The sequence below is a fragment of the Paraburkholderia fynbosensis genome (genome assembly GCF_902859935.1).
Lineage (GTDB): Bacteria > Pseudomonadota > Gammaproteobacteria > Burkholderiales > Burkholderiaceae > Paraburkholderia > Paraburkholderia fynbosensis.
This window is the reverse complement of the sequence record NZ_CADIKI010000007.1, coordinates 350,389-375,035: the sequence shown is the minus strand read 5'-3', so window position 1 is coordinate 375,035 and position 24,647 is coordinate 350,389. Positions and strand designations below refer to the sequence as shown.

The 24,647-nt window shown below is 60.8% G+C and carries 17 protein-coding genes; 12 read left to right on the top strand and 5 right to left on the bottom strand.

All coding sequences use genetic code 11. The annotated features are described in order from the left end of the window. Positions 1–88 precede the first annotated feature (88 nt). The 4 genes from HV770_RS14755 to HV770_RS14740 all read left to right on the top strand — a co-directional run bounded on the left by HV770_RS14755 (position 89) and on the right by HV770_RS14740 (position 5,826). Complete coding sequence (locus tag HV770_RS14755; protein WP_175160654.1) at positions 89–319, top strand: hypothetical protein; 231 nt, start codon at positions 89–91, stop codon at positions 317–319. A 60-nt stretch (positions 320–379) separates the two neighbouring features. After that, positions 380–625: a hypothetical protein gene (locus HV770_RS14750; protein ID WP_175160652.1), complete on the top strand. Its 246-nt coding sequence runs from the start codon at positions 380–382 to the stop codon at positions 623–625. Between the two features lie 358 nt (positions 626–983). Then, a complete protein-coding gene (locus HV770_RS14745) occupies positions 984–1,958 on the top strand; it encodes an ion channel (protein WP_175160650.1) in 975 nt (324 codons plus the stop codon). 280 nt (positions 1,959–2,238) lie between these two features. Beyond that, positions 2,239–5,826 (top strand): indolepyruvate ferredoxin oxidoreductase family protein, encoded by a 3,588-nt coding sequence (locus HV770_RS14740; RefSeq protein WP_175160648.1) that lies wholly within the window; start codon positions 2,239–2,241, stop codon positions 5,824–5,826. A gap of 117 nt (positions 5,827–5,943) precedes the next feature. Here the strand turns inward: HV770_RS14740 and HV770_RS14735 are convergent, their stop codons facing one another. Further along, complete coding sequence (locus tag HV770_RS14735; protein ID WP_175160646.1) at positions 5,944–6,675, bottom strand: copper homeostasis protein CutC; 732 nt, start codon at positions 6,673–6,675, stop codon at positions 5,944–5,946. Positions 6,676–6,710: 35 nt separating this feature from the next. Next, positions 6,711–7,988 (bottom strand): sensor domain-containing phosphodiesterase, encoded by a 1,278-nt coding sequence (locus HV770_RS14730; protein WP_175160644.1) that lies wholly within the window; start codon positions 7,986–7,988, stop codon positions 6,711–6,713. A 507-nt stretch (positions 7,989–8,495) separates the two neighbouring features. On the opposite strand from HV770_RS14730, the gene HV770_RS14725 reads away from it, so the two are divergent. Then, positions 8,496–10,151 (top strand): Na+/H+ antiporter, encoded by a 1,656-nt coding sequence (locus HV770_RS14725; RefSeq protein ID WP_175160642.1) that lies wholly within the window; start codon positions 8,496–8,498, stop codon positions 10,149–10,151. A gap of 137 nt (positions 10,152–10,288) precedes the next feature. Here the strand turns inward: HV770_RS14725 and HV770_RS14720 are convergent, their stop codons facing one another. After that, positions 10,289–11,596 carry a solute carrier family 23 protein gene (locus HV770_RS14720; protein WP_175160640.1) on the bottom strand — a complete coding sequence of 436 codons (1,308 nt, stop codon included), beginning with the start codon at positions 11,594–11,596 and terminating at the stop codon, positions 10,289–10,291. Positions 11,597–11,841: 245 nt separating this feature from the next. After that, on the bottom strand, positions 11,842–12,543 hold the full coding sequence (locus HV770_RS14715) for an NAD(P)H-binding protein (protein WP_175160638.1): 702 nt from the start codon (positions 12,541–12,543) through the stop codon (positions 11,842–11,844). A gap of 590 nt (positions 12,544–13,133) precedes the next feature. On the opposite strand from HV770_RS14715, the gene HV770_RS38650 reads away from it, so the two are divergent. The 7 genes from HV770_RS38650 (at position 13,134) to HV770_RS14680 (ending at position 23,234) form a co-directional block, all read left to right on the top strand. Then, positions 13,134–14,039 carry a GIY-YIG nuclease family protein gene (locus tag HV770_RS38650; protein WP_175160635.1) on the top strand — a complete coding sequence of 302 codons (906 nt, stop codon included), beginning with the start codon at positions 13,134–13,136 and terminating at the stop codon, positions 14,037–14,039. Positions 14,040–14,545: 506 nt separating this feature from the next. Beyond that, positions 14,546–15,904: a tyrosine-type recombinase/integrase gene (locus HV770_RS14705; RefSeq protein ID WP_175160633.1), complete on the top strand. Its 1,359-nt coding sequence runs from the start codon at positions 14,546–14,548 to the stop codon at positions 15,902–15,904. A 651-nt stretch (positions 15,905–16,555) separates the two neighbouring features. Further along, on the top strand, positions 16,556–17,275 hold the full coding sequence (locus HV770_RS14700; protein WP_175160631.1) for a hypothetical protein: 720 nt from the start codon (positions 16,556–16,558) through the stop codon (positions 17,273–17,275). Next, positions 17,259–17,642 carry a nucleoside 2-deoxyribosyltransferase domain-containing protein gene (locus HV770_RS14695; RefSeq protein ID WP_175160629.1) on the top strand — a complete coding sequence of 128 codons (384 nt, stop codon included), beginning with the start codon at positions 17,259–17,261 and terminating at the stop codon, positions 17,640–17,642. Before HV770_RS14700 ends, HV770_RS14695 begins: the two co-directional genes overlap by 17 nt. Before the next feature lie 511 nt (positions 17,643–18,153). Further along, a complete protein-coding gene (locus tag HV770_RS14690; protein ID WP_175160696.1) occupies positions 18,154–19,071 on the top strand; it encodes a DUF4007 family protein in 918 nt (305 codons plus the stop codon). Further along, positions 19,064–22,399, top strand: coding sequence for an ATP-binding protein (locus tag HV770_RS14685; protein ID WP_175160627.1), 3,336 nt, complete (start codon positions 19,064–19,066; stop codon positions 22,397–22,399). Before HV770_RS14690 ends, HV770_RS14685 begins: the two co-directional genes overlap by 8 nt. Continuing rightward, entirely contained in the window at positions 22,392–23,234 is an 843-nt protein-coding gene (locus HV770_RS14680; protein ID WP_175160626.1) for a phosphoadenosine phosphosulfate reductase family protein, read from the top strand. Before HV770_RS14685 ends, HV770_RS14680 begins: the two co-directional genes overlap by 8 nt. Before the next feature lie 328 nt (positions 23,235–23,562). On the opposite strand, the gene HV770_RS14675 is transcribed toward HV770_RS14680, so the two are convergent. Then, on the bottom strand, positions 23,563–24,645 hold the full coding sequence (locus tag HV770_RS14675) for a hypothetical protein (RefSeq protein ID WP_175160624.1): 1,083 nt from the start codon (positions 24,643–24,645) through the stop codon (positions 23,563–23,565). Between the last annotated feature and the right edge of the window lie 2 nt (positions 24,646–24,647).

Sequence of the window (24,647 nt, the reverse complement as noted above, 5' to 3'; positions counted from 1 at the left end):
ACAGGGCGCGCCGCGCGAGCAGGGAACCGAGCCGCCGTCATCGTGCTACGATGAAAAATCCGAAACCTTTGGAAGAAGGAGCGACGCCATGGATGACATCACCTACACCAAGGGCATCTACACGGCGACGGCTTCGATAAGGGACATCGGCCAGGATACCTGGCAGGGCGTGGTGACGCTCAGGCGCGACGAGGGCGACGAAAGCGTCGATCAGGAAACCACGCTCTACGAAGTGAAAGCGCCGTCGTCGACGCCGGAGGAAGCCCTCGAGGAAGCCAAGGCGCTCGCTCACCGCATCCTCGGGGAAATCGAACTCTAGGCAGACCGGCGCTGCGTCTGTCGCGCCGCGCCACCCTGAATCAACCGGATGGAGGCGTTCATGCCTGAACAGCTCTTCCTCTACGGCGTGTACTCGATACACGTCCGCCCTCTCGAACTCAACGGCGCGCGCTGGGACGCGGAGTACGAAATCCGTCATCGCGAGAAAGCCGTCAAAGCGTGGACCACGGTCGGCGGCGACGACGGGTATGCCGATGAAGCCGAAGCGGTAGCGTCCGCGCACCAGCAGGCCGTCGACGATATCGAGCACGGTGCGGGCATTCCCAAGCCGCGGGCTTTTCCGTAGCCAACACCGAGCGGGGCGCATCGGTTGTCTCCTGCTTGTCTATTGGTTGTCTGGTGGATGCGGCGAATGGTGCGCCACGTTGTGTGTCGCGCGGATTCGCAACGCGCTGCGCGTTGTCCGTGCGAGGTGTCCGGCCGATTGCGTTTGCATCTACTCACGCATGCTGTGCACGCTATCATGACGCAAGCACGAACGTCGCTGCATGCCCCCGCGTGAACACCAATTCGAGTGCCGTTGGGTGCATCACCTGCACACGGACACGCACAACATAACAAGGCCCTTTCACCGCCGCCTGATCCCCTTCTCCCACCGCGTCACCGCGCTACGCTTTGCCCGTTTTCATTCCGACGAGCATGCGATGGCAACCGAACCGTCAGACCGTTTTTCCGGTGTCGGCGACGCCGAAGCGGGCGCGCCAGAACGTCGTGCGCGCGGCAGCCGTGAACTACGTCTGGACGATCGCGTGATCATCGCGCATGGCATGCCCACGCCGTTCTGGCAAGATCTCTATCACCGCGCGCTGGTGGTGCGCTGGCCGACGTTCTTCGTCTCGCTTGCGATGCTGTTCATGTTGCTCAACACGGCGTTCGCCGCGCTTTACATGCTGGGCCACGCGTCGATCGCCAATCAGTATCCGGCGGGTTTCGGCGGCGCGTTTTTCTTTAGCGTCGAGACGCTCGCGACGGTCGGCTACGGCGATATGCACCCGCAAACCGTCTACGCACACTGGATCGCGACGCTGGAAATCTTCGTCGGCATGTCCGGCATCGCATTGGCGACGGGGCTGATCTTCGCGCGTTTTTCGCGCCCCCACGCGAAGATCATGTTCGCGCGCTACGCGGTTGTCCGTCCGCTCGACGGCCGCATGACGCTGATGGTCCGCGCCGCCAACGCGCGCCAGAACGTGATTGCCGAGGCCCACGCGCGGTTGCGCATCATGCGCCAGGAAACCTCCGCGGAAGGCTTCACGCTGCGCAAGCTCTACGACCTGACGCTCGTGCGCGATCAGCATCCGGTGTTCAAGCTGGGCTGGTCGCTGATGCATATCATCGACGAAAGCAGTCCGCTGTTCGGCGAAACCGCCGCGACGCTCGAAGCGCGCGACACGTCGCTGCTGCTCACCCTCGAAGGGGTCGACGAATCGACTTCGCAAACCATGCAGGCGCGCCACACGTGGCGTTGCGATCAGATCTACTGGCAGCATCGTTTCGTCGACATCATGAGCGAGACGGACGGCGTGAGCCATATCGACTATTCGCACTTCGATGAGATCGTGCCGCTCGACGCGGCGTCCCTTCACGCGAGCCTGCCGGTCAAAGCGGCGGCCCGATAACTGGCTCGATAAGCGCCGCGGCAAGCCCGCACCCGGCAGTGCCGACGGCACCCGAGACACACCAGGGCATACCCGAACCGCGCCGCCGCGTGGCAGATCCCTCTCAAAGACCCGCTAAAAAGCGCGGCTCGTCGCGCCCGCTTGCTGCTTACTCGTCAAAGTAGAAAAAATCCTCTCTAATCGGCGCTAAAAAATAGAGTCTCTTCCGCAGCGTGCCTTTGTAGTCCCCACCCTCGCGCGCGGATGCAAAACAGCAATCATCTTGCATGGAGACTCACCCATGACCGCTCGTCTGCCCATCGACGGCACACCCGCTCTCGCCGACTACAAGCTGTCCGACAATCTCACCGCGACGCGCGGCCGAATCTTCCTCACCGGCACCCAGGCGCTGGTGCGGCTCGCGCTGATGCAGCGCGCGCTCGACAAGACCCGCGGCATGAACACCGCCGGTTTCATCAGCGGCTACCGCGGCTCGCCGCTCGGCATGGTCGATCAGCAGCTGTGGAAAGCGAACAAGCTGCTCGCGGCGAGCGACATCCGCTTTCTGCCGGCGATCAACGAAGAACTCGGCGGCACGGCCGTGCTCGGCACGCAGCGGGTCGAAGCGGACCCCGAGCGCACAGTCGAAGGCGTGTTCGCCATGTGGTACGGCAAGGGGCCCGGCGTCGACCGCGCGGGCGACGCGCTGAAGCACGGCAACGCGTACGGCTCATCGCCGCATGGCGGCGTGCTGGTGGTGGCGGGCGACGACCACGGCTGCGTGTCGTCGTCGATGCCGCATCAGAGCGACTTCGCGATGATGGCGTGGCACATGCCGGTGGTGAATCCGTCGAACATCGCCGACATGCTCGAATTCGGCCTGTACGGCTGGGCGCTGTCGCGTTTCTCGGGCGCGTGGGTCGGCTACAAGGCGATCTCCGAAACGGTCGAATCGGGCTCGACGGTCGATCTCGATGCACTGCAAACGCACTGGGCCGTTCCGGAGGATTTCACCGTTCCCGCCGGCGGCCTGCACAATCGCTGGCCCGATCTGCCGAGCCTGACGATCGAGTCGCGCATGCACGCGAAGCTCGACGCGGTGCGCCACTTCGCGCGCGTGAACAGCATCGACAAATGGATCGCGCCGAGCCCGCACGCGAACGTGGGGATCGTCACGTGCGGCAAGGCGCATCTGGATCTGATGGAAACGCTGCGCCGGCTCGATCTGACGGTCGCGGATCTGGAAGCGGCCGGCGTGCGGATCTACAAGGTCGGCCTGTCGTTCCCGCTGGAGATGACGCGCATCGATGCGTTCGTGGCCGGTTTGTCGGAAGTGCTCGTGATCGAGGAGAAAGGCCCGGTCATCGAGCAGCAGATCAAGGACTATTTGTACAACCGCACGCAAGGCGCGCGGCCGGTCATCGTCGGCAAGCATGCCGAGGACGGCACGCTGCTGCTGTCGTCGCTCGGTGAATTGCGGCCGTCGCGCGTGCTGCCGGTTTTTGCGAACTGGCTCGCGAAGCACAAGCCCGCGCTCGATCGCCGCGAGCGCGTGGTCGATCTGGTCGCGCCGCAAATCCTCTCGAACGCGGCGGACAGCGTGAAGCGCACGCCGTACTTCTGCTCGGGCTGCCCGCACAACACGTCGACCAAGGTCCCGCAAGGGTCGATCGCGCAGGCCGGTATCGGCTGCCACTTCATGGCCTCGTGGATGGAGCGCGACACGACCGGCCTGATCCAGATGGGCGGCGAAGGCGTCGACTGGGCCTCGCATTCGATGTTCACGAAAACGCGTCACGTATTCCAGAATCTCGGCGACGGCACCTACTTCCATTCCGGCATTCTCGCGATTCGCCAGGCGGTCGCCGCAAAAACCACCATCACGTACAAAATTCTCTATAACGACGCGGTCGCGATGACGGGCGGCCAGCCGGTCGACGGCAGCATCTCGGTGCCGCAGATTGCGCGTCAGGTGGAAGCCGAAGGCGTGTCGCGCTTCGTCGTGGTCAGCGACGAGCCGGAGAAATACGACGGTCATCACGATCTGTTTCCGAAGGGCACGACCTTCCACCATCGCAGCGAAATGGACACCGTGCAGCGCGAGTTGCGCGACACGGACGGGGTCACCGTGCTGATCTACGACCAGACCTGCGCGGCGGAAAAACGGCGTCGCCGCAAGAAAGGTGAATTCCCCGATCCGGACAAGCGTCTGTTCATCAACGAGGAAGTCTGCGAAGGCTGCGGCGATTGTGGCGTGCAGTCGAATTGTTTGTCGGTGGAACCCGTCGAAACGGCCTTGGGACGCAAGCGCCGCATCGATCAATCGTCGTGCAACAAGGACTACTCCTGCGTGAACGGCTTCTGCCCGAGCTTCGTCACGGTGGAAGGCGGCAAGCTGAAGAAAGCCGCGGGCGCCGCGTTCGATCCGCAAGCGCTGGCCGCACGCGTCGACGCTTTGCCGGTGCCCGCGACGCAGCTGGACGCCGCGCCATACGACATTCTGGTGACGGGTGTTGGCGGCACGGGCGTCGTCACGGTCGGCGCGTTGATCAGCATGGCCGCGCATCTTGAGGGCAAGAGCGCCTCCGTGCTCGACTTCATGGGCTTCGCGCAGAAAGGCGGCTCGGTGCTGTCGTTCGTGCGCTTCGCTGCACGCGATGAGTGGCTCAACCAGGTCCGCATCGACACCCAACAGGCCGACGTGCTGCTCGCCTGCGACATGGTGGTCGGCGCGAGTGCCGATGCATTGCAAACAGTGCGTCATGGCCGCACGCGCATCGTCGTCAATACGCATGCGATTCCGAACGCGACCTTTGTGCAGAATCCGGACGCGACGCTGCACGCCGACGCGCTGATCGACAAGATGCGTCACGCGGCGGGCGCCGAGCGCATGTCGACCTGCGACGCTCAGGCGCTCGCCACGCGTTTTCTCGGCGACACGATCGGCGCGAACATCCTGATGCTTGGCTATGCCTGGCAACTCGGCCTGGTGCCGGTGTCGTTCGGCGCAATGATGCGCGCGATCGAATTGAACAACGTCGCGGTGACGATGAATCAACTGGCGTTTGCAATCGGCCGGCTGGCCGCTGAAGATCCGGCCGCGCTCGAATCGTTGTGGCAGGCGCGGCGCGCGGCGAAGCAGACCGTGCGCGTCGATACGCTCGACGAACTGATCGCGCATCGCGAGGGACGTCTGCAGACTTATGGCGGCGCAGCGTATGTGAAGCGCTATCGCGCGCTGGTGGACGCGGCACGCCGCGCGGAGACTGCCGTCGACGCGACGAGCGAGCGCGTGACGCGCGCGGTCGCCACGACGTTCTATCGTCTGCTCGCGGTGAAGGACGAATATGAAGTCGCGCGTCTGCATACGGATGCCGCGTTCCGTGAAGCGCTCGAAGCGCAATTCGAAGGCGTCGCGGGCAAGGACTTCGGCATCAAGTTCAACCTCGCGCCGCCGACGCTCACGCGCGCGCAAGCGGGCGTCAATCCGAGCAAGAAAACTTTCGGTCAATGGATGTGGCCAGTGCTCGGCATGCTCGCGGAATGGCGCGGCCTGCGCGGCACGCTGCTCGATCCGTTCGGCCGGACGCTGGAGCGCCGGATGGAGCGCGAACTCGCGGGCGATTACGAAACCACGTTGCTGCGCGCGCTCGCCAGGCTCGGCGCGACAAATCTGGAAGACGTCGAGAAGCTCGCCGATCTGCATGCGCGTGTGCGCGGCTATGGTCACGTGAAGCTGGCGAATCTGGCGGGCGTGAAGCGCGGCGAGCGTGATCTGGCGGCACGCTTGCAGATCGACCCGGCGACGGGTGAAGCAGTGAAAAAGTCGCTGGAAGAGATGAAGGGCGCGGGACAATTGCGCGGCATTCCGGTAGTGGTGGCGAAGTAGTCGAAGTCGCCTTGCGATGGCGCTATACGCCGTCGTGCAATGTGAATGAGAAAAGCCGCTTCGGGTGTGATCTCGAAGCGGCTTTTCTTTGCTTGCTGATTTGACGATGCCGTCGCGTCACCCACCTTGCGCGGCGCTCGGCATCGCCTTCAGCAATGCCCTGACTTGCGCGACTTTTTCCGCATCGACCGGTGCGAGGCCGTTGCTGCCCACGCGCACGCCGGAACCGAAATGCACCGCTTCAACTTGCGTTGCGCTCACGAAGCCGGCAATCGCATCGACCGTCAAACCCGCACCGGCCAGCACCGTGCACCGCGAGCCGCGCGCTTGCCGCACCAGTTCGCGAATCGTTGCTTGCGCATGCAGCGCCGACGGCTTGCCGCCCGACGTCAGCACGTTCGTCACCGCGTCGAAACCGAGCAGCACGTCGAGCGCTTCGCGCAGATCGCGGCTTTCGTCGAACGCGCGATGGAAGGTGATGACCATGCCATCGGCTGCATCGATCGCACGCGCGAGTCCGTCGCGATCGATCTCGCCATCGGCGTTCAGCATGCCGATCACGATGCCGTTCGCGCCCGCCGCCTTGAACGCGCGTACGTCGCGCAGCATCACCGCGTAGTCGTCGGCGTCGTAGACGAACGAGCGGCTATGCGGCCGCACGATCACATTCACCGGCACGGTGGCAGCTGGAATCGCGACCGCCGCGACCACCGCTTCGATCAGGCCGACGCTCGGCGTCAGGCCGCCCTCGCCCATCGCGGTGACGAGTTCGAGACGATCGGCGCCCGCTTGCACGGCGACGCGCGCATCGGCAACGGTGGTGGCAATGACTTCGAGCAGAACGGACATGAGCGCAGCCGGGTGTCGTTAAAAACGACATCATCTCAGAAGCGCTCTTCGTCCACCCAGTCGATGTCGCCGCACAGCACGCAGGTCTGTTCTCCGACACGCGTCGCCACCGACAGCGTCACGCACGGCAACGCCTCGTTGATCGACAGATACGGGCGAGTCACATGCACGCGTTCCGGCGCATTGATCGCATCGCGGAAATACGGGCGACGCAGCCAGTTCGCCCCTTGCGCGTCGGCCAGCGGCAAAAAGCGCGTTTCATGCGCCGCGCGATCGGCGCGCAGCACAACGTTGCGGCCCGCCTGCCGACCCTTCGCGTCGAGCAGGAAACAGCGTGCGGCATGGTCGAGCGCAAGGAAATTCCAGCACACTTCCTCGAGCGGTTCACCGGCGGCAAGCCGTTCGGCCGCACGCTCGAAGGCCCGCAAATATGGGGCGAGACGGCTCGCGTTGCGGCGCTCGCGCGCTTCGGCCTGATCGCGGTAGCGCTCGGTCAACTCGCCGATGCACGCCACCGCATGCACCGGGTCGACCGCGCCGGGATTCGGCCGGCCGAAGAAAAAGCCCTGCACGAAGTCGGCGTTGCAAGCGAGCGCCATCTGCGCTTCATGCTCCGTTTCCACGCCCTCGATCAGCACCAGCTTGCCTGCTTCGTGCAGCAAGGCGACGAGCCCCGGCAGAATCGTCGCCATATCGGCGCGATGCGCGGCGTGCGACAGCATGATGCGGTCGAGCTTCACGATGTCGGGGTTTAACTGCCAGATCCGTTCGACGTTCGAGTGGCCCGCGCCGAAATCATCGAGTGCGATCAGGAAGCCGCGCTCGCGGAACTGGCGCACCGCGTCGGCGAGACGCTCCAGGTCTTCGGCGCTCTGCTCGAGCACTTCGAGCACGATGCGCCGCGGCGGCACGTCAAGCCGTTTCAGACTGGCGAGCAGTGCCGCGGAGTGATACGGATCGGTGAGCGCGCCGGGATGCACGTTCAGAAACAGCCATTCGCGCTCGGCGCCAAGTACCTTGAAGTTTTCCAGATGCAGCGTCTGGGCGAGCCGATCCACTTGCAGCACGTCGCCAAGGCGCGCGGCTTCACCGAATACGTCGAGTGGCGACACCGCGCGGTCGAGCGCGTCGTGCGCGCGCAGCAGCCCCTCGTAACCGACCGCCCGCATATGCGACAGGCTGAAGATCGGCTGAAACACGCTGGTGAGCGTCAGCTCGCCATGCTGTACCGAATAACGTTGGAGGCCCGACGCCACCTCGACGTCGAAACCATGCGGCGCACTCGCCGTCCTATCCTGTTGCGCAATCGTCATGCAGTCCTCTCACGCAATAGCCGGCCCGATCCGAACTCGGAAACGAATACCTCGGCGCCGTTTTTCAAATGTGCGTCATCGTTACTGCTTAAGCAAGCTCCATGCGCACGCTGGCGCACATTCGGTTGAAACTTGTTCGAAAGATTGCACCGGGGCAAGGGCTCATGCGCCGGATAGGGGCGTGGGGCGCACCGTTGAGGTGCGTGACGCAGAGCGCGGTTGCGCGGGCGGTTCCTGCAGTGGGGGCCTGAGCTTGCCGCCGTGTCCGTTGCTGCGTTTGCGGCCATGTTCGTTGCCGCGTTTGCACCGCCTTTGCCGCCGTGTTCACCACCCTGCTCGCTCGCCGCCGCGCCGCCTTCACGCCGCGCTCGCAATGGCCGAACGCGTCATCGGGCTACACTTTGGCCTTGCGTGTCGTGAACGCTGCGCGGTGCCCGCGTCGAACGATCGCTTCGACATCCCGCAGAAACCCCAAGAAAACCCCGTTATATCCGCACCCACAGACCGATGGAAATAGTCTTCACCGTATTGATTCTTCTGCTTGCCGTCGCGGCTTCCGGCGTCCTCACCCGCACGCTGCCGTTCAAGCTACCACTGCCGCTCGTGCAGATCGCGATCGGCGCGCTGCTCGCGTGGCCGACACTCGGCTTGCACGTCACCTTCAATCCGGAAATTTTCATGGTGCTGTTCATTCCGCCGCTGCTGTTCGCGGACGGCTGGCGCATTCCCAAGCGCGAGTTCTTCATGGCGCGCCGCGCGATCCTGATGCTCGCGCTCGGCCTCGTATTCATGACGGTGCTGGTGGTGGGCTACTTCGTGCATGCGCTGGTGCCGGCGATCTCGCTGCCGGTCGCGTTCGCGCTCGCCGCCGTGCTGTCGCCGACCGATGCGGTGGCGCTCTCTGGCATCGTCGGCAAGGACAAGATCCCTGGCCGGCTAATGCATATTCTCGAAGGCGAGGCGTTGATGAACGACGCCTCGGGTCTGGTCGCGCTGAAGTTCGCGATTGCCGCGGCGCTGACCGGCGTGTTCTCGCTGCGCGACGCGTCGCTCAGTTTCGTGATCATCGCAGTGGGCGGCCTCGCGGTCGGCGCGGCGGTGAGCGCGCTGTTCAGCTTCGTGTCGACGCGCTTTCTGAACCTCACCGAAGAGGGCGACCCCGCGCCGGGCGTCGTGATGACGCTGCTGATTCCGTTCGCCGCTTATCTGACCGCCGAGCGTTTCGAGTGGTCGGGCATTCTCGCCGCCGTCTCGGCCGGCATGATGATGAATTACGCCGCGGTGGCGAACGCGGGCTCGGTGGCATCGCGCATCCGCGCCGCCAGCACGTGGACGATGATCGAGTTCGTCTTCAACGGCATGGTGTTCATTCTGCTGGGGCTGCAATTTCCGCACATCCTCGGCCGCGCGCTGCTCGACGCGCACGAGACCAGCGACGCGCAGGTCGGTCTGCTGATCGGCTACATCGCGGCGGTCGCTGCCGCTTTGTATGCGATGCGCTTCGTGTGGGTGTGGTGCCTGCGCTGGTTCGCGAGCCGTGGCGCGGCGAAGCAAGGCGTGACTAACGCTGTGCCGGGCCTACGCATGGTCTCGGTGACGACGGTGGCCGGCGTGCGTGGCGCGGTGACGCTGGCGGGCGTGCTGTCTCTGCCTGTGTCGCTGCCGGATGGCGCGCCGCTGCCGGGCCGCGATCTGGCGATTTTCATCGCGTCGGGTGTGATACTGGTGTCGCTGCTGGTGGCAGTGGGCGCGCTGCCGGTGCTGTTGCGCGGCTGGCGGCGAGGCAAGGACCCGCATGCCGCCGAGGAAGCGCACGCCCGCACGGTGGCCGCGCAAGCAGCGATTCGCGCGGTCGACGAGATGCACGACAGGGAGTGCGCAGATCTGGATGAATCGGCATCGGCGGATGCGGCGGATGTGACCGCGCGGGTGATGGATCTGTACCGGCGCCGCCTCGCTACGCTCGACGACGAGCAGGAACGACGCGAACTGGCGCGCCGCGCCGATGCGCTCGAGTTCAGGATGAAGCTGGCGGCAATGCGCGCCGAGCGCAAGGCATTGCTCGCGCTGCGCGAGGCTCAGGAGATCAACGACGAGACGTGGAACAAGCTGATGCGCGAGGTGGATTTGTCGGAGACAGCGCTGACGGCGCGGAGAAAATAGAGTGAGTTCGACGGTGAGGGAAGCGCCGGCATTTCCCGGTCATGGGATGAGATCTGAAGCCGGCGGCGCTGGCCGCCTGGCGCTAACCGACGCATGTCGCCTCGCTGCGTCTGCCAGCGCCAATCGGAAAATGCAAATCAGGCCACCGGCCCTTGCGTCGGCTTCCTGCGCAGCAACGCGTACAAAATGATCGCGCCGAACGTCGCGGTACCGATTCCGCCGAGACCAAGACCACCGAGCTTCAGCGAGAAATCCCCCGCGCCGAGCACCAGCGTCACGGCGGCGACGATCAGGTTGCGGTTATCGGAGAAGTCCACCTTGTTGACGACCCAGATGCGCGCGCCGGTCACGGCGATCAGCCCGAATACGACAATCGACACGCCGCCCAGCACCGGCCCCGGAATGGTCTGGATCACCGCGCCGAACTTCGGGGAAAAACCCAGCACCAGCGCAATCACTGCGGCGATCACGAATACCAGCGTCGAGTAAATCTTGGTCACGGCCATCACGCCGATATTTTCCGCGTAAGTCGTCACGCCGGTGCCGCCGGCAAAACCGGACACGATGGTCGCGAGTCCGTCGCCGAGAAACGCGCGGCCGATATAGCGGTCGAGGTTCTGGCCGGTCATTGCGCTCACCGCCTTGATGTGACCGAGATTCTCCGCGACGAGGATCACCGCGATCGGCGCAAGCAGGGCCATCGCGTGCGGATCGAAAACGGGTGCCGTGAAGTGCGGCATGCCGAACCACGCGGCATTCGCGACGATCGAGAAATCGATCGGCTTAGCCATGCCAAGGCCGTTCGTGACGATCGCGTAAATCACGTATGCCATGAGCAGCCCGATCAGAATCAGCAAGCGTTGCAGCATGCCGCGCGCAAACACCGCAACCGCCCCCACGCACAGCACGGTGACGAGCGCCATCCACGAATCGAAGTTGCTGCCGCTCACGCCGCGCACCGCGATCGGCGCGAGGTTCAGACCGATCACGCAGACGATCGCGCCCGTCACGACCGGTGGCATCAGCGTCTCGATCCAGCGGGTGCCGACTGCCGACACGATCAGGCCGATGATCGCGTACACCACGCCGCACGCGATGATCCCGCCCAACGCCACCGGGATGTTCAGATTCGGACCATGACCGCCGTACCCCGTCACCGCGATCACGAGACCGATGAACGCGAAGCTCGAACCGAGATAGCTCGGCACGCGCCCGCCCACCAGCACGAAGAACAGCAACGTGCCGATGCCCGACATGAAGATACAGAGGTTCGGATCGAAGCCCATCAGCAACGGCGCCAGCACGGTCGACCCGAACATCGCGACGACGTGCTGAATGCCCATCGCGAGCATCTGCGGCCAGGCGAGGCGCTCGTCGGTGCCGACGACGCTGCCCTCGGCCGCAGCGGACTGGCGACGCCAGCGGGGGAAATAGGAATCGGCCATGGCGGGGGTTCTCCTCTGTTCGGCGTGACGGCGGATGGGTGCGGGACGGCGCGTGGTCGGGCGCGGTCCGGGAATTAGGCGCGAGTGTACGGAGTGCTATTGGGCCTGGCAAGCGTGGCGAGATGCTTGCGCGAATGGTGTTGGCGGGGCGAAGAAGGTCTGGGGATAACGTGTGCCGCCGTGTTGCAAGAGCACCAGCCCCGCGCGGAGTCAGCTTCGCCCGAAGCTACCGGTGACGTGAGGCATCATCCCGAGCGCAAATCGAGCGCGGGTGCGGATGCCACGCGACTGAGCGCGCGAATGTCCGCGATTTCGAGCACCGCTTTAGGTGCGCCGTTGCGTGCGGCCGCCAGCATCGCGAGCCCGATGTCCTCGGTACTCAGCACCAGGTTGGGCAACAGCGCGCGCAGCGTCGGCAGGAACGGCTTCGCCAGCGCGTAGAACAACCTGTACGAACGGGTCTTCGAACGCGCGCCGTTCAGCGGCTGGATCAGGCCGGGACGAAACAGATACACGGCCTTGAACGGCAGCCGTTGCAACGCGTTCTCAGTCCGCCCCTTCACACGCGCCCACATGCTGCGCCCGTGTTCGGTGCTGTCGGTGCTCGCGCCGGACACGTACACGAAGGTCATCTGCGGATTGAGCCGGGCGAGCGTTTGCGCGGCCACCATCGTGAGATCGTAGGTGAGCCGCGTGTAGTCTTGCTCCCGCATCCCCGCCGACGAAACACCGAGGCAGAAGAAGCACGCGTCGAATCCCGTGAGCGACGCTTCGATCGCGCGATAGTCCATCATGTCCGGCTGAATCACTTCGACCAGGCGCGGATCGAGTTGCCCGCTGCGCGTGCGCCCCACGGTCTGCACCACCTCCACGTCCGGCGCGCGCAGACATTCGCGCAATACGCCCTGCCCGACCATGCCGGTTGCGCCAAAAATAAGAACCTTCATGATGCGTACTCCTGAGTCGCGCCAGTCCAGCGCGTGTTGGGCAAGGCTTCCGAGATCTCCCACAGGCGCGCGGCAGCGGTCTCGTCTTGCGCACGCCGGGCGATCTGCGCGTCCACGTTGGTGCCACCGCCGCCCGCTCCACCTGCGCCCGTCGCGGTTGAGCCAGGCCCGGCCGCCTGACGTGAGCGATCCTGGCCGCACTGCGTCCCACGACCGAGCGCGTCGGTCATCTCGGGCGCATATTTCCTGCAAAGGCATAACTCGACCCTAACCAGTCATCGACAAGCGCGGGAGCGTGCGGCAGTTGCAAGGTCCAACGGCCGCTGCGGCTCTCGCTGAAATGAACGAGTTGCCGTCCATCGGTAACAGCCGACGACAGGTCTGCTCTCCTTCAGCCCCGTGTCGCAAGGCTCATCCAGTGTTCGAGCGAGGCGACGCACAATGCTACAGGGTAAGCGGAAGCCTCTGCCTCGGTAAGCGACCAGCACTTCCGGCAGGAGGAAGGTGGTGGGTCAATTCCCCGCTACCTTAAATTGGCTTATTCTGATGCACAAATTTTAAATACGACTGGCAATTGCGGAGGAAAACCTGTGCCAATCCCGTTTTCGATTACAGTCTTTGCAACGGCCGGCGATCCGCAAGGTATCCGTCACGTTGACAAGTCGAACTGGTCAGGTTCCGGCGTCGTGTTTCCGAAGGAACTGTTCGGGCAATTGAAGCACGAACCGGGCTTTAATCAGGCCGGGCTGTACATCCTCGTCGGCAATGCTTCCGAAGAGACGATCTACATCGGCGAGGCCGACCCCGTCGGAGAGCGTCTTAAAAACCACGTCGCCAACAAGGAAGGTTGGGTTTGGGGCGTCTATTTCTTCGACCGGCTCCACAAGATCGGAAAAACTGAAGTTCAGTACCTCGAATATGAGCTTATTGCACGCGCCAAGCAGTTCGATCGGGCAATACTGCTGAACAAGAACATCCCCACTTCTCCCACGATGTCGCTTGTTTCCAAAGCAACGGCGCGAGCATTTCTCGAAGATATGTACCTGATCCTGCCGATGCTTGGTATCAATGCATTTACCCCTCTGAAGCTTGGGGACGCGCCGGAGGAACAGGTCCAGGCAGTTGCGAATGGCTCAGTCGCCGTGGAAATCTTCGACACGATCGTCGTACCCGCGAGAGAGGAGGGATTTCAGCAGGAGTTCGTCGGCCACAGCTGCTGGTTCGCAATCCGCATCAATGCGAAGCACATTCCCAAGCTCAAGTACATTGCTGCTTACCGAGTCGCCCCTGTCGGAGCGATAACGCATATCGCGGAGATTGCGTCAATCGAGCCTTATGGCGAGACGGGTAAATACAAACTCAACTTTAAAGGCCCAGCAGCAACGGTCGGACCAATCCCCCGACTTGAGGATAGCGAAGTGAACATGCAATCCGCCCGGTATGCTCTGCGGGGTAAGCTCGGAAAAGCTACGAATCTTGATGAAATATGGTCTTGAAACGTCGCTCGGCATTCGCGCGATGTATGGCGCGTGAAAGGTCTCGCGATGGTGGCGTCAACTGTGACGAACGGTTTGGCCCGATGGTTTCCCGGCACTGAAAGGAAAGGGAAGTTTTCCTTTCGTCCGGAGACTTGCAGCAATCTTCTAGGACGATCAAAGGCATCGCAACATTCTGACGACCGTTGCGGCTACGGGTAAGGAAATGGATTTGGATGGACGGAAAGCGGTTACACAGCGCACAAAAAAGGGTACAGGCAAATCGCCTGTAACCCTTTGATTTCTTGGGAGGAGGAGGATCGAACTCCCGACCTTCGCATTGCGAATACGAACAAGTGGAGATGCATCTGGATAGATCGACATACATCCACATTCGCAACCCACTGTATTTTAACGAAAATAGTAAAATCAATTAACGATACACGTTGATCTGAATACCTTCACTACCGCATAATCTGGTTACACAGCGGTTACACGGGATAGCCGACTCACGAACAGGAGGCTCGGTGGCGAAGGTCAATTTCACTGCGGCGCGGGTAGAAGCCCATCGCTGCGCCGAAGGTAAATCACAGTCGTTTCTTTGGGACAGCAAGACCCCGGGGCTAGGCTTGCGTGTCACAAGTGGCGGCGCAAAAGCTTACATATTCCAAGGGAAGATACATGGTTCGACGGTGCGGATGACGATCGGTGATCCGAGAAGTTGGACAATTGATGTGGCACAGGAGCGAGCGCGTAGCCTCCAGACGCTCATCGACGGCGGCATCGACCCGCGGGAACAAGAGGCTGAGCAGAAGGCCGCTCACGAGGCTCGACAAGCGGCAAAGCGCCGTCAGGATGTGACGGTCGGCGAAGCTTGGGAACATTACCTAGAGCATCTGCGAACGAAGATTTCACCGAAGACGAAGAAGCCTAGGTCGGAGAGATACATCCTCGACCACATCAACCTCTCGTCGCCCGGTGGAGGCATTGCCAAACGTGGCGGCAAAGAAAAAGTGCGTGGTCCGTTGGCACCTCTTATGCCGCGCAGGTTGAATGAAATAACGGCAACATCCGTGTCCCAGTGGCTCGAGGCCGAAATACCCCGGGGGCCAACGAATGCCGGTCATGCATTCGGTCTTTTCAAGGCGTTCATTCGATGGTGCGACACTCACGAGACGTATGCAGGCATCATCCCGCACGAGGCCTATACGTCGCCAAAGGTCAAGGGCGTTCTCCCACGTAGCGCTGCGAAGGATGACTGCCTTCAGCGCGAACAGCTGTCTGTTTGGTTTAGCGCAATACGTGGCATCGCTAACCCGGTAATCAGCGCATACCTCCAAGGACTCCTAATCACGGGCGCCCGTCGGGAAGAACTGGCCGCGCTGCGTTGGAAGGACGTGGACTTCCGCTGGCGCAGTCTGACCATGAACGACAAAGTTGAAGGCACTGGCGGCCGGACCATTCCGCTCACCCCTTATCTTGCGAGTCTATTGCAACATCTTCAGCGCCTAAACGAGATGCCTCCAAATAAACGGCAAACCACTCGCCTCGCTGAAAGAGGCGAGCAGTGGGAACCATCTGAGTGGGTGTTCACCAGCAAAACGGCATCGGACGGAAAAATAGCGGAACCGCGTCACGCGCACAATCGCGCGTTGGAACCAACGGGTTTGCCGCACATTTCGCTGCATGGCTTGCGCCGGTCGTTCGGTACGCTGTCGGAGTGGGTGGAGGTCCCGGTCGGCGTCGTCGCACAAATCCAAGGGCATAAGCCGTCGGCGATCGCCGAAAAACACTATCGCCGCCGTCCACTCGACCTGCTGCGCATGTGGCACGACAAGATCGAAGTTTGGATGCTTGAGCAAGCGAAGATCAGGTTCGAGCCCTGACGTTTGCGCGGGTCGTTCGCCTGTTCACGCACGACCGGCTTCTGCAGATAAGTGATAGCGAAAACAAGCGGAATCTTGGCTGCCTCGACAGCAACCGCCGTCGTCCATTCACGCCAATTTATGCGTTGCGCCTAAAGCGAGGATCAAACTCCTGACCGTAAAGCGCATGACAATCCTCGAATCTACGGTGCGGAGATGCCCCCAAACTTGCCCCCAAAGGGGAGGCGCTGCATTTACGACGATCGCTTACCATTCGACGCCGGTGTAGGGTATCTCAACGGCACCACACACACGCCGGACGGTCGCTCCGGAAATGCCATATTTTTTTGCCGAAATCCACCATGGGCACCGCCCACAGCGCCTTGAAGAGTTAGGTACGGTCGAAAAAACTCAAAATGCCGTCGTCAGGCATCGGCTGGCCCCTCGTTCCGTGCAGCGAATCTTCATGCTCGCCCTTGGCAAACAACGTCGCAGACTAGAGGCGGACAGAGTCCAAATGGGATCCCTCTCCCGACTCGCAGTAAGGGCACTATCGCCGCCTTCTCAACACACTTTACGTGTGGCGCGACATGATCGAAGCTCAGAGCTCGAGCAAGGATGGAGAGTTGCGACGCGTTACAATCCCAGCAGCAGAATACTCTGGGATCCTTGATGAAGATTGACGACGCGCTTCAAACCTTAACCTACTTTTTCAACGACATCATCGGCGCAGTTATACCCGGGTTGGTGTTTGGCACCGGTTTGCTGGTCATACATCGAGACTGGATGACTGCAGCGGAACTCAAAGGCTTAATGGCGAACGGTTCGCTGGTCACAGCACTGATAGCAGTGTCTTTCGCAGCAGGCCATATATTGCTCGCGGTGTACTCAGGAGCGATCGAGCCCGTTCTTAAGAAAGTAATGGTAGTGAAGGGTGATGGCGTGACCGATTCACTTCGGCAGCGACAGTCTTACGCACTTTTTGAAAGTCTTGTAGAAGGCCAGCTAAAAACGCATCCGTGTTTTAAAGCTGGCGTACCAACGCCGAACTGGGGATTTCATGACTTGCGAAATGTTGCCCTCTCGATATCCAGCGAAGGAGCCGCTCTTGGACGTCGATTCATGTTCATATCGTTGCTGTGCTGCGGTGTGGGCACCGCGCTATTGCTATTGGGTGCCGATTACCTCGCGTGCGTGTTGTTCGCGCCGAGAGCACTGGCGAGTTACACCAATGCCTTTCCGCCGTCGATCCAATTGATTTTGATCTTGGCAGTTGCTTTTCTCTGCATACGCCGTGGTGATACTTTCTATGCGCGGGCAATGTTCACGCCATTTGGAATAGCTACGACGACCCTCTTAATGAAGGATTCGAAAAATGAACCAGCCGCCTAAGTTGAAAATTTATCTCGCGGGTGGGTTTAACTCTGGCTGGCAAATGCAAGCCCGTCATGAGCTGATAAATTTTGAAATTTTCGACCCAAGCAGCCATGCCATCCAAGATCCGAAGGCGTATACGGAATGGGATCTCAACGCAATTGAACAAAGCGATATTGTGCTGGCTAACATGGAGCACACAAACCCTGGCGGATATTCCCTTGCGTTGGAAGTAGGCTTTGCGAAAGCATTGAGTAAGCGCATCATTTTGGTCGATCAAGTAGTCGATGCACAAATCAAGAAATACTTCGAAATGGTGCGGCAATGCTCGGACGTTGTAGTCACCAATCTACCGGCCGCACTCAGTTTGCTGAACAGCTACTGAGAAGATTGTGCTCTAGCGTCGCGTATGCAGTCCGATTGTTTTGCATCTGATTCGAGCCTGATCCACAGTCGACCAACTAGAGACGGACCTACCGTCTGTCGTCCCGTGGCCGATACTCGCCGCAATATATCGGACTGAGCTTATCTCTGTGACGCGAATCCCATAGTAAAGAAATCTATGCGGGTTCGCCCTACTGAGCCGTGAATCAGTTTTGCACGAATGTCACGGGGCTGACGTAATCGGAGAGCATTGGGTGTAGGACGTTGTTCGCAGACCGGTCACCGCCCTGTTCAAACGATGCCGGACCGTCTTGCAGGACGACGCCTGCAATGACCTCGTCGCCAGTAGCTGCACTTTACCCGTCCGAGTTTTTTGTCAGCATGGCGCTTAGGAGCTGGATATCCGTCCTACCGAAGAAAAACTACCAATTTACAGCGATAATTAAAAAAACCTATCCCCTGCCCACTTGGCGGAACTGGTGGATCCAACCAGTTCGGCTAAAATGACGAGCATGATGCCCAACCACACCGCTCCCAAAACCACCCCCGCTCACTTCTCTGGCCACGAGACGTTTCCTTTACGTCAGATGTGGCTCAAGAAAGTTTGCCATGAAGCGATCAACGGCCAAATTAGCAAGGCCATCTTCACCAATGGCGACGCTATTGCGACCTTTGGGGTCGGCAAAAACATGGTGGCCTCGATCCGGCATTGGGCCTTAGCTTGCGGTGTCATGTACGAAACAGGCGATCACTTCACATTGAACAGTCTTGCCTACGAAATTCTTAAGGACAGTGGGCTTGACCCCTATGCCGAAAACCCGTCAACGGCATGGCTTGCACATTGGCAGCTTGCCGGTCGATGCCATCGCTCGACGACTTGGTATTGGCTGTTCAATCACGTAACAGCTCCGTCGTTCACACGCCAGGAGCTCGAAGAGCCTTTGGCGCGCTACGCGCGTCAACTGGACCCTAAACATCGCCTTTCCGCGTCGACGCTGTCTAGAGACTTGGAGACATGTTTGCGTAGCTATGCGCCACGTGCGGCTGGAGGATCGCCAGAGGATTTCGCCGAACCATTGCTAGGCGAGCTAGGTCTTCTGCAAGAGGTCCACAAAGGCCAATATGCATTTCGACGCGGCCCTAAAGCTTCGTTGCACGATGGCATTTTTGCCTATGCACTAGTCGATTTCTGGAACCGCGAGGCGGATGGGCAAAGTTCGCTAGCCTTTGAGACCATCGCCTACGCTGATGGCTCCCCTGGTCGCGTTTTTAAACTTGACGAGGAGTCGATCGCTCAACGGCTGATCGTGCTCTCAGACTTCAGCGATCGCAAACTCGAGTGGACCGACTCTGCCGGCCTTCGCCAAGTCCACCGAAAGGATCTGTCGAAGGACGACCTCAAAAACATGATCAGACGCGCCTATGACTGACAAAAAGCAAGACGCTCTGTCGGACATCGTCCAGATTTCGCGCCAATACCAGCGCTCTATCCGCGTCGACGCCGACATTGGTCGCACAGACGCCCTCTCAGGCTATATCTGCCACGCCACTGCCGGATCCGTGGTCGACGGCATGTGCGTGCAACTCTCAGGAACCAACCAACGCTGCTTTACCTGGACAGGTCCCTTCGGCGGAGGCAAGAGTTCATTGGCCGTCGCGCTGGCGAGCGCGCTGCATCCCGATAAGAGCCTTCGAGCGAAAGCACGCGAAGCCTTGCACTTGAATTCCAAGGCCGCGTTCGACAAGGCATTCCCGGTCCGTAAGGGATGGTTGATCGTACCTGCTGTGGGACGACGTGGCAGCGTCGTCGCCGCGCTTAATGCAGCCCTTCGACAGGCGCAGGGCAAAACGGTAGATGGGCGTAACAAGCCCAACGGGCAAACGCTTATCGCCGAATTACTCGAGGAGGCACAGAGCCGCCCGCATGACGGTTTGCTGGTCATCATCGACGAGATGGGTAAGTTCCTGGAAGCCTCAGCGCTGGGTTCTGGGGATGATGTCTACTTTTTCCAAGAACTCGCCGAAGCAGCCGCACGCTCAGACGGTCGTTTGGTAGTTGTCGGCGTACTGCATCAATCCTTCGCGCAGTATTCCGCTCGTCTTGGGATCGACACGCGTGAAGATTGGGCTAAAGTACAGGGCCGCTACGTCGACTTGCCTTTCGTAACAGCTAGCGATGAGGTTGTGGAACTTATTGGCCGTGCGATCGAAGTCAATCGACAGCCGGACTGGATTCCCGAGACATCGAAGGCGATCGCCGATGCTATCCGCTCGCGCCGCCCCTCCGCAGGACAAGGCCTCGCTCACGCCTTGGCCGGCTGCTGGCCGCTCCATCCGGCCATGGCTGCACTGCTCGGGCCAATCTCCAAACGTCAGTTCGGGCAGAACGAGCGGAGTACATTCGGCTTTCTGTCATCAGTGGAACCGTATGGCTTTCGCTCGTATCTGAACTCGACCCCCGTCTGCGAAGCAACCTGGTATCGCCCCAGCGACTATTGGGACTACCTGCGCTCCAATCTTGAGCCTGCCATCCTCGCTTCCCCTGACGGCCATCGCTGGTCTCAAGCGGTCGAAGCGGTCGAGCGAGCCGAGGCTAAGACGGGTGATCCGTTACTGGTGTGTCTGATCAAGAACATCGCGATCATCGACCTCTTCCGTAACGGTTCTGGCCTAGCGGCCGACACCGTCGTCATCAAGGCACTCTTTTACAACACGGCACAAGAGGAACTTGACGTCGCGCTGCAAAAGCTCTCCGCCCTCAAGGTCGCCCTTTACAAGAGCTATACCGGCGCTTGGTCAGTCTTTGAAGGCAGCGACTTCGACATTGACTCCGCCATCGCGCAAGCTCTCGTCGCCTCGTCGGGCGTCGACTACGCTCGGCTCGCGCAGCTCATGGGATTGCATCCGGTCGTCGCTAAGCGCCACTACCACGAGACGGGTTCCATGCGCTGGATGGAGCTGTCTCTGTGCAGCATCGAACAGGCTGAGAAGGTCGCCGCCGACTTCCGCCCGCGCAAGGGCGAGTTCGGAACCTTTATTCTGGCTCTCCCCGCGAAAGGCATGAGTGCGCGGACTGCACGTTTGCGTGCGCAAGCGTGTTCGAAGCTCCGCCCTTGGCCGGTGCTGGTGGGTATCCCGGACAATCACGCCCGTATCGCAGAGCTATCTGCCGAATTGGTAGCATTGGAGCAGGTAAAGGAGCGGCATGAGTTGTCCGGTGACGCTGTGGCTCGCCGCGAGGTCTATGCGCGGTTGGCCGCAACTCGCGCAAATCTGGAAGACCAGCTCCAAGCCGCGGTATCGTTGGCGAAATGGCACGACGGGACGAATGACATCGTCCAACCCGGGTCGAAGCTATCGCCGGTGGCGTCTCAGCTCGCGGACGAACTTTTCAGCGCGTCGCCGCCTGTATGGAGTGAGCTGGTCAATCGCGATAGCGTTTCGAGTAACAGCGTAAAGGCTCGCCGCGATCTACTGCATGCGATGATCGAAGCCGAAAGCCAAGAGGCTCTCGGCTTCGAGGGCTTCCCGGCCGAGCGTGGGCTCTACGAGACGCTTCTCAAGAGCACAGAGCTGCATCGCCAAGACGCCTCCGGCGTCTGGCGTTTCAGTGCGCCATTTGATGGCTCGGCGACTGGCTTCAGGCCACTGTGGGAGGCTGCCCGGGCGCTCTTCTCGGACGGCAACACACGAGTGGGCGCCCACGAGATATATGCACTGTGGAGTGCGCCTCCCTTCGGAATGAAGCAAGGCATCCAACCGGTGATCCTTACGGCATTCATGCTTGCTCACAAGGCCAACATTGCCGTCTACAAGGACGGGATGTTTGTGCCCCGGCTCACCGATTTCGACATCGACGAATGCCTGCAGGACCCGGATCGCTTCTCGTTGCGTTGGGTGGCTATCGACGAGGACAAAAGTCAAATCCTCAATGGCATTTCAAAGCTGTTAGCGGAGGTTGGCGAAAGCGCGGACGCGGCCGATCCACTCGAAGCCGCTCGCGGCTTGGTGGCAATGGTATTCAATCTGCCGGAGTGGGCTCGAAGGACGCAGCGCTTGGGCGACACGGCCAAGGCCATGCGCGACATGCTGTTGAAGGCCAACGATCCTCACAAGGTATTGTTTGTCGACCTAGCGTCGCTGCTCAACGCCGCGGACGGCAAGTCCTACGTAAAGGCTCTTCGAGCACCACTGCAAGAGCTCGCGGGCTCATATGGAAAAATGCTCGCCGAGGTCGAGAGCAAGATGCTCGAAGCACTCGACGCCCGGTTGGATGATCTGGAAGCGTTGCGCCAGCGCGCTCACTCCGTCTCCGGAATCTCTGGCGATCTGAGATTGGATGCGTTTGCGACGCGTCTCGCCAACTTCGATGGCGCCAGAGTGTCGCTTGAGGGGATCCTGAGCTTGGCTGCGGAGAAACCTCCCCGAGACTGGGTCGACCGTAACATCGATGCAGCGATCCTGGAGCTAGCAAAGTTCGCCCGGCGTTTCCGCGAAGCCGAGGCTTTCGTGGCGGTTCAAGGCCGCGAAGCACACAGTGAAGCCATCGCTGTAGTTATCGGTGCTGGGTCGAATACCAAGACGATCTCACGCTCGTTTGCGATTTCGGATCGTCATCGCCAGATCGTGGACTCCAAGGCCGACGAGGTCGTCTCGATGCTGGAGCGCCAAGGGTTAGGAACTGAAGTATTGCTAGCCATACTGGCCAAAGCCGGAATGACGCTGGCGTCTATTGACCAAGAGGTTGCCAATGATTGAGCGTCATGTTCTAGGAATTTCTGGTGGGAAAGACAGCGCCGCGCTCGCGGTCTACATGCGCGACCGACATCCTGAGCTCGATATCGATTATTTCTTCACCGACACCGGCGAGGAGCTGCCTGAGGTTCATGAGTTCCTCGGCAAGCTTGAGGGTTACCTAGGCAAACCGATCGCCCGGCTCAACCCGGGCCGGGACTTTCGCTTCTGGCTGCGTCAATTCAATCACTTCCTACCCAACCCGCAAAGCCGCTGGTGTACGCGAAAGTTGAAGCTGGCGCCATTCGAGGATTGGGTGAAGCCTTGGCTGGCAGCCGGCGACAAAGTCACTTCGTACGTGGCGATCCGCGCGGACGAAGAATATCGCGAAGGCTACGCGTCTAAAGCTGACAATCTGTTTGTGAAGCTGCCCTTCCGCGAAGCCGGCATCGACAAAGCAGCCGTGATCGACATCTTGGAGAATTCCGGTGTCGGTTACCCCAAGTACTACGAGTGGCGCTCGCGCAGCGGCTGCACTTTCTGCTTCTTTCAGCAGAAAATCGAGTGGGTCCGCCTGAGGGACAAGCACCCTCAAGCGTATGAAGAAGCGAAAGCCCTCGAGAAGGACGCCTTAGAACACGGGGCACCCTTCACCTGGTCGAAGGGCGAATCGCTCGTAGACATGGAGCAACCGGAGCGCGTAGCAGAGATCGAGGCGGAATACGAGATCCGCCGCGCTCGCATGCGCAAGAGTATCCCTATTAATCCCCTGCGGCCTGTGAAGGCCTGCCCCGAGGACATTGATGATGTCTACGGCGTGGATGAAGGCAACGGCTCTTGCAACGTCTGTCACAAGTGAATCAAGGGTCGACTGGGAAGACGAGCGCCGACGACCCGGAACTCCCCCCGAAGCCCTGCCCCATTTGCTCGGAGACTCGAGGGCTCGCTGAACATTTGATGGAAGTGGGTTTGGCTGCGGACTACCTTGGGAACACATCGTCCTACGTGAGCGAGCACGGTACAGCGACGATTCGGACTGAGACGATCGGCGACTGGCTTAGGTTACCGTCGCGCCGTCACTGTCGCTGTCGGTGCGTACCGCACATGGGGACATGGCTGCAGGGGACTCTTCTGGTTGGGCCGCCCTTACGAAGGCAACGGCCCCTACGCGATGTCCCATATTTAGGTCATAACAGGCTCAGATACTTGTCCAGATTGGAGACGGAGATGGACTGTGTCTGACCGGACGTCAAGACGGAAAACTCGTCCATCCTGATCTTGATTGTCGCCCTCTTGACCGAACACAGGGCTGCCTGAGCTGCGTACTTGACGAACAATTCGAGTTGGTAGTCACCGTGAGGCCACTCATTCGCCTCGTATCCCGGCTTTTGAACTGGGACGAACAGAACGGACTGTTGTACCGAAGACTGGGGGGCGATCGCGAAATCTCCGAATGGACGCCCAAGCCGTCGTCGCGCGGCGTATTGCTCCTCTGGTTTCTCGGGAACGACGCGCTCGGGCCGGTAGCGCATCTCCCGCGTGGCCGACCACACGCGCAGCAGAAACATCTCCACGACGGCAGTGGAGGCTCCGCCATTGACGACGGTAAGCGGGAGTATCAGCTCGAAAGCCCGGTCCGAAACCACCACTGGCCCGGCAATTTCTAGCACGCTCCACAATACGTTGCAGTTCGTAGTCAGGCGTTGACTGACCGCGTGCGGATAGGAGGCCGTGATTCCGCTTAGCAACCACCCATCGAACTCCTCACGCGGCATACGCTTTCCCTGTATCGCCGCCTGCAGCAAGCGAGCGACGAGCTCATAGATCAACGACTCGCGCAAGGGTAGGGCAAGCGGCTCGATGGACTTCGCGGTCAGGTAGCGATCTACCTTCGTGATGGCCTGGTCGAGCAGGGCCAGCGTGTCCATCGAAGTCGGAGTTGGCACCTCGACGTCATCGAAGGGGGCGTCACCCAAAACGGCAGCTGCGATCGGTCCAGCCAATATCAGTTGGTACTTGCTTGCAGCGTTGGAGCCTTTGAGCTCTTTGCACCATACGACGACATCGCCTTTGCCGATCTGATTTTTGGAGGACTTGACCTGCTGAGCAAGAGTCGAACCATCTGCATACTCCCAGTAGATGTCTACCTTATCGTTGTCAGAGTCCGGCTCTAGCGTAACAGCCGTCCATTGTCCGTCCGCCCAGAGCGAGTCGAGCAGGCAGATTAGGGTTTGAACCGCAAACCCACGGATCGCTTCGCGCCCGCCCACGG

Coding starts and splice junctions, on each gene's coding strand:
- HV770_RS14755 (WP_175160654.1), top strand. CDS start 89: ATGGATGACATCACCTACACCAAGGGCATCTACACGGCGACGGCTTCG.
- HV770_RS14750 (WP_175160652.1), top strand. CDS start 380: ATGCCTGAACAGCTCTTCCTCTACGGCGTGTACTCGATACACGTCCGC.
- HV770_RS14745 (WP_175160650.1), top strand. CDS start 984: ATGGCAACCGAACCGTCAGACCGTTTTTCCGGTGTCGGCGACGCCGAA.
- HV770_RS14740 (WP_175160648.1), top strand. CDS start 2,239: ATGACCGCTCGTCTGCCCATCGACGGCACACCCGCTCTCGCCGACTAC.
- HV770_RS14735 (WP_175160646.1), bottom strand. CDS start 6,675: ATGTCCGTTCTGCTCGAAGTCATTGCCACCACCGTTGCCGATGCGCGC.
- HV770_RS14730 (WP_175160644.1), bottom strand. CDS start 7,988: ATGACGATTGCGCAACAGGATAGGACGGCGAGTGCGCCGCATGGTTTC.
- HV770_RS14725 (WP_175160642.1), top strand. CDS start 8,496: ATGGAAATAGTCTTCACCGTATTGATTCTTCTGCTTGCCGTCGCGGCT.
- HV770_RS14720 (WP_175160640.1), bottom strand. CDS start 11,596: ATGGCCGATTCCTATTTCCCCCGCTGGCGTCGCCAGTCCGCTGCGGCC.
- HV770_RS14715 (WP_175160638.1), bottom strand. CDS start 12,543: ATGAAGGTTCTTATTTTTGGCGCAACCGGCATGGTCGGGCAGGGCGTA.
- HV770_RS14700 (WP_175160631.1), top strand. CDS start 16,556: ATGAAGATTGACGACGCGCTTCAAACCTTAACCTACTTTTTCAACGAC.
- HV770_RS14695 (WP_175160629.1), top strand. CDS start 17,259: ATGAACCAGCCGCCTAAGTTGAAAATTTATCTCGCGGGTGGGTTTAAC.
- HV770_RS14690 (WP_175160696.1), top strand. CDS start 18,154: ATGATGCCCAACCACACCGCTCCCAAAACCACCCCCGCTCACTTCTCT.
- HV770_RS14685 (WP_175160627.1), top strand. CDS start 19,064: ATGACTGACAAAAAGCAAGACGCTCTGTCGGACATCGTCCAGATTTCG.
- HV770_RS14680 (WP_175160626.1), top strand. CDS start 22,392: ATGATTGAGCGTCATGTTCTAGGAATTTCTGGTGGGAAAGACAGCGCC.